Raw genomic sequence first — 6000 nt, 5'->3', positions numbered from 1 at the left:
GCCCCGGATCGCCCGCGGCGCCCGCATCGCTCGGTGCGGAACTGGGCGGCGGCGGCGGCGGGGCGGGCGGGACCTGCGCGATGTCGAAGACCGACAGGATTTCGCGCCCCGCGGTGGCGACCGCATTCGGCGCGAGGCTGCGTAGCAATACGTAGAAGACCGCCAGATGGATCAACACGATTGCGACGATAACCCAGACATTGGGGCGCCGCTTCGTCGTGCTGAACCGGGTCATCTCGCCTTGGATCATGGACGAACGGAGATAGTCGGCCCGCCGCAATCGCGCAATCTCGCGCACCGGGGATACATAGCCGATGGCACTGGCCGCACCGCCCGTTCACTGCGCCGCCCGGCGCTTGCCCTTCGCCGGACTGGCGCTGGCTTTGCTGGCGGGCATCGGCTTCGCGCTGCTCGCTCTTGCCTCGATCGCCTTGTCCCAGAACGAGGCGCGGGTGGCGAGCATCTGGCTGCCAAACGCCTTCGCCATCGCTGCGCTGCTGCGGCTGCGCATGGGCCCGTGGCGGCAAATCGCCATCGGGGCGGCGATGCTGGCGGGTAATCTGCTGGCCAATCTGGTCGCCGGCGACGGGCTCGGGCCAGGGCTGCTGCTTGCGCTCGCCAATTCGGCCGAGATCGCGGTGGCGGTGACCGTCATCCGGCGCACGTGCGGCCCGCGTCCCGACATGGGCGAGATCGCCGAGGTGGCGCCGCTCATGCTGACGCTCGGACTGCTAGCCCCGGTCGCCTCGGCCCTCGTGGCAAGCCTGGTGCTGGGCTTCGGATCGTCTCTGCCCAACAGTCCGGTGGTGCGCTGGATCGCGTCCGATGCGGTGAGCCTGCTGGTCCTGACGCCCGGCATTCTTGCCTTCTGGGACGCCGCAGCGCGGCCCCGATGGCCGGGGCGACGACGGCTGGCGGAATGGCTCGCGATCCCTTCTGGAGGTGCGCTCGTCACCTGGCTGGTCTTCAGCCAGACTTCGTTTCCGGTCCTGTTCCTCATTCCGCCGATCGTGATCCTGCATGCCTTCCGGCTGGGCACCGCAGGTACGGCGGTTTCGGTCATCACGACGGCGGCGGTGGCCATGGCCTGTACCAATGCAGGAACGGGCCCGGTGCATCTGCTGCCTTATCCGCTGCCGGTCCAGCTCGCCCTGCTCGATGCGTTCCTGGCCTCGGCCATTCTTGTCGGCCTGCCGGTCGCCGCCGTCCTCGCGACGCGCGCCCGGCTTGCGCGCGAAGTGGAAACGGCGCGCAGGCAACTGGCGCTGCTGGCGGCCAATCTGGCCGATGCGATCCTGCACTACGACATCGAGGGGCGCTGCACCTATGCCTCGCCGTCGGTTCGAAAGGTGCTGGGCACGGTGCCGACGGCGATCCTCGGGACCGGGCTGGCCGAACCCGCTCATCCCGACTGGCGACCGGCGGTCCGCGCCGCGCTGGCCGACCTTGCCGGCGGGCAGGCGGGGGCGCGGCGGGTGACGTATCGGCGCGTGGCGACGGACGTCCACGGCGAGGCGGTGTGGATCGAGGCCGATTGCACGCTGGTCAGCGAAAGTGCGACCGGTATCCCTCGCGGCATCGTGGTTTCCGCGCGCGATGTGTCCGAACGGGTGCTGCTCGAGCGGCAGCTCGAACAGGCTCTGCGCCGGGCGGAACATGCGGCCCGGGCGAAAGCCCAGTTCCTCGCCAACATAAGCCACGAAATCCGCACGCCGATGAACGGGGTGCTGGGGTTTGCCCAGTTGATCCAGCGCGAACCGCTGAGCGAACGGGCGGCGCACCATGCCGAACTGATCGCCCGCTCGGGCCAGTCGATGATGACGCTGCTCAACGACATTCTCGATATCAGCCGGATCGAATCGGGCCAGCCGGGTCTGGCGCCCGAACCGCTCGACATCGCTGCGCTGGTGGGGGACTGTGCGGCGCTGCACCGGGCGAATGCGGAACAGCGGGGGCTCGACCTTACGGTGACCTGCGCGCCCGATCTGCCGCCGCTCGTGATAAGCGACCCGCTCAGACTGCGGCAGATTGTGCTCAATCTGGTCGGCAACGCGGTCAAGTTCACCGAAGCCGGCTTCGTCGCGCTCGGCGCGAGCGCCCGGGATGGGCAGCTGATGCTGACGGTCGAGGACAGCGGGATCGGCATCCATCCCGACCGGATCGAGCATGTCTTCGACCCCTTCGCGCAAGAGGACGCACGCACGTCCCGCCGTCATGGCGGGACGGGGCTGGGCCTCAGCATCTCGCGCCAGCTGGCCGGGATGCTCGGGGGGACCCTCGTCGCCCGGTCGCGGCCAGGCACGGGGTCGTGCTTCACCCTGCGGCTGCCGCTGGAAACGCCGCATGCGGACGCGGCCCCGCCGCGGTTGTCTCTGGCCGGTACGCCCGCATCGGTTCCTAATTGCAAACGCATCCTTCTGGCCGAGGATCATGACGTAAACCGCCTGCTGGCCGTCGCCACGCTCGAACAGCTGGGCCAGAGCGTCTCCGTGGTCGAGGACGGCAGCGCGGCAATCGCCGCTGCATGCGATGCGGCGGCGCGGGGCAACCCCTTCGATCTCGTGCTGATGGATATCCAGATGCCGGGGTGCGACGGCTATGCCGCGGCGCGCGCTATCCGTGCCGCAGGGATCGACGAAGAAGCACTTCCGATCGTCGCGCTGACGGCGAACGCCTTTGCCGAGGACATCGCCGCCGCGCTCGATGCCGGGATGCAGGACCATCTGGCCAAGCCTTTCACCCTTCCTGCTCTGGCCAAAATGCTCGTGCGATGGCTCCCGGCGATGCCAGCGGACCAGACGGGGGCGCGATCGTCCGGCATGCCCGGCGGCGAATCGATGACCGCTATTCCCACACGGCGAACACCATCGGGCGAGCTAGCCCGGCGCTGGCGGCACCGAAAAGCGGAAGCACTCGCCGCAGTCGCCGGGCAAAGCTGGAGCGCACCCGATCAGCCGAGGGAGGAGCAGACGGATGAGCTTGCCCGCCAGCTTCACAAGCTTGCCGGCAGTGCGGGGATGTTCGGCGAGGCCGATCTTGGCGCCTGCGCCGCGGCACTGGAGCGCGCGTTGCGCGGCGGGGCGAGCGAGGACGATCGCCGGCGGCTCGCCACCGCGCTGCTCGAAGCGGCATGAGCGAAGGTTATCGCTGTACCGCCGCCAACGAAAAGGGCGGCCCCTCCCGCCGGGGAGAGGCCGCCCTTCAGGGTCAGCGCGAGGCTGGCCGGATCAGTAACCGATCACGAACGAAACGCTGGCCGCACGCGGAGCGCCGATCTGCACGAACGGCGAGCTGGTCGAGACCAGATTGCCGCCGAAGCCGCCCACATACAGTTCGTCGAGCAGGTTGGTCACGTTCAACTGGATCGCGGCATCATTGCCCCAGGGGGTTTCGCCGAGGTTGAAGCGGACATCGAGGTCGACCAGCGTGTACCCGTCGACCGTCGCGCCGTAGAGGACGTTCGTCCCCTCCGGTGCGGAGTTGGCCGATGCGAAGATCGGACGGTTCTCGTCGTTGACGTAACGCTTGCCGGTGTACTTCGCCTGGACGCCGAATTCGACCGGACCGAAATTGTACTGCAGGCGGCCGCCGAACGAGTGGACGGGCGCACCCGATTCGCGGTTGCCCGCGGTCGGCAGGAAGAACTGCTCGCCGACCGTGGCGGTGGTGCAACCGTAGATCTGGTTGAGCGCCGCACCCGTGCTGGTATTGAGGGCGCAGGTGCCGCCGACGATGTCGTCCTTGATTTCGGATTTCATGATCGAGCCGAAGACGTAGGCGATGAAGCTTTCGGTCGGCTGCCACGAGATCGAACCGTCAATGCCGTATTTGTCGACCCGGCCGAGGTTACGATAGACCGAACGCTCAAGGATCGGATCGTAAGCCGAGGCGAGGCGGTTCTCGTAGCGGGTGAACCAACCGGTCAGCTGGGCCTGGATGTCGCCCGACTGGAACCGCGCGCCGACATCGAAGGTGTCGGTCGTCTCCGGCACCGGCTGCACGCTGGCGGTATCGGCCGAGAAATACAGCGAGTTGTACAGGTTGTCCGTCCCCGGCACCTGCAGGCCCTTCGAGTAGTTCGCGAACAGCGAAGCCGCGCCCAGGTCGTAGATCAGGCCGATATTCGGCAGCAGCTTGTCGTACTTGTAGGTCCGTTCCTGCGGCAGGGCGGCGGTGGGAGCGTCGACCGCGTAGTCGGCGATGTCGTCACCGTAGACGCAATCGACGAAACCTGCGGCCGAGGTCGTAAAGCAGTTCTGTTCGAGCTCGCGCTTGAAGAACGGCGCACGCAGGCCGAGGTCGAGCGTCAGATTGCCGAAAGTGCCGAGGTACTGGGCAGAAATCTGGTTGAGGATGGCATAGGACTGGCGATCGCGCTTTTGCAGCACGTTGCCATTGACGTCGACCAGACCCTCGTTGACCGGGAACACATCGTCCGGTTCGCCGAGCTGGTTGACGAAGCCCACCTGGCCGGTCTGGCGGTGATTGGCGCGCTCCCAGGTGTAGGCGAGACGCACGCTGTGATCCGCATTGATCTCGTAGGCGAGGTTCGAAATCACCGCGAAGCGATGGGTGCGCGTCTGGCTCGGGGCGATGGTCGTCACCGTATCGAGCAGGTCGCCGTCGCCGTTGAGGTCAAGGCCGACATAGGGACGACCCGAAAGATAGCCGAAATAGGTCTGATCACCCACGGTGCGGCCATATTCGTAAGCCGTGACCGTGCCGCCACCGTTCGCCTTGACGTACTGGTAGCTGGGGTCGACCGAGAAGGTCAGCCGGTCCATCAGCGTGAAGCGCGCGGCACCGCGGATGTTGCCGGTGTTCGACGGGTTGTAACGCCGGTCGAATTCGGTCCCGCAGCTGTTGGCGGTGTCGGCGACGCCGGCCTGCGGCTCGTCGGTCTGGCACGGCCAGTTGATATTGTAGAAACGGCCTTCCTTGGTCGTCGGGAAGGTCGGCAGCGAGAACGAGCCGAAGAAGTTGTTGCGGTTCTCGTTGTAGTGGCCCGCGACGGCGACGAAATCGCCATTGCTGCCGATGTCCTGCCAGATGCGGCCGTTGTACTGCTGCTTCTCGTTCACGCCGTAATTGTTGAACGGGTTGTTGTAGCGCACGTAGCTGGCCGAAACGAAGGCCTTGGTTCCGAACCCGGTCAGGTCGCCGGTATCCACCATGCCGAAGCCGCGCACGTAGACACGGCTGCGATCGGTCGCGCTGTTGCCCTTGGCGAAGACATCGCCGAAGGTCATCGTGGCGGTAAGACCCGCCTCGTCGCTCGGCTCGCGGGTGCGGATGTTGATCGTCCCGCCCGAAGCCGCCGCGGTCGGGCTGTCGACGTCGGTCGACCCGAGATTGACGTTGACCGAGGCGAGCGTCTCGGGGTCCTGCTGCTGGTTCGTATAGAGGGCGTAGCTACCCGAATCGTTCAGCGGCACGCCGTCAACGGTCTGCGAGATGCGGTCAGAGCTGAACCCGCGGATGGTGAACGAACCACCGCCCGAACCCCACGGATCGTTGTTCTGGAAGCTGACGCCGGGGACCAGGTTGACGATGTCGTTGACCGTCTGGCCGGGACGCTGGCGGCGGATGATTTCCTCGGTCAGGACCTGCTTGGCCTTCGGCGAATCGGGGATGTCGACCCCGCCGACATCGCTGGCGCGGGCGCCCGAGACGACGATGACGTTCTCTTCCTCGAAATCGACCGAACCGGTCGACTGGGCGAAGGCCGGCGCGGCCGTGGCGGCGGTGAGGCTGACCAGGCTGGTCGCCAGCAGATACTTGCACTTCATGGCAGTCGATTCCCCGTGAAAAGGCACGAATGGTGGGCACGGCATGGCGGGAATCTCCGCCGCCCGGGCTGACGGCCGCAAAGCGGTGCAATTGTTACAGTGTCAAGACGGCTGGCGGGAACCAAATTGCTGCGTTGCAGCATCGGCAGAATAGTGACCGCTAAACAGCATCTTACCAGCGTTGCAAAAACGCCACAGACTTTGGCGATCG

The 6000-nt window shown here is 66.5% G+C and carries 2 protein-coding genes and 1 pseudogene; 1 reads left to right on the top strand and 2 read right to left on the bottom strand.

The window, feature by feature from the left end:
• Positions 1-250 (bottom strand): annotated as a pseudogene (locus tag ACHFFA_RS00300) (hypothetical protein); the annotation flags it as partial.
• A 64-nt stretch (positions 251-314) separates the two neighbouring features.
• On the opposite strand from ACHFFA_RS00300, the gene ACHFFA_RS00295 reads away from it, so the two are divergent.
• The gene (locus ACHFFA_RS00295) at positions 315-3134 is read left to right on the top strand and encodes an ATP-binding protein (RefSeq protein ID WP_394268841.1); all 2820 of its coding nucleotides are present in this window, start codon (positions 315-317) and stop codon (positions 3132-3134) included.
• A 93-nt stretch (positions 3135-3227) separates the two neighbouring features.
• Here the strand turns inward: ACHFFA_RS00295 and ACHFFA_RS00290 are convergent, their stop codons facing one another.
• Positions 3228-5789 carry a TonB-dependent receptor gene (locus ACHFFA_RS00290; RefSeq protein ID WP_394268840.1) on the bottom strand — a complete coding sequence of 854 codons (2562 nt, stop codon included), beginning with the start codon at positions 5787-5789 and terminating at the stop codon, positions 3228-3230.
• Between the last annotated feature and the right edge of the window lie 211 nt (positions 5790-6000).

The organism is Qipengyuania sp. (assembly GCF_043423005.1).
GTDB lineage: Bacteria > Pseudomonadota > Alphaproteobacteria > Sphingomonadales > Sphingomonadaceae > Qipengyuania.
This window is presented reverse-complemented; position numbering and strand designations above follow the sequence as displayed.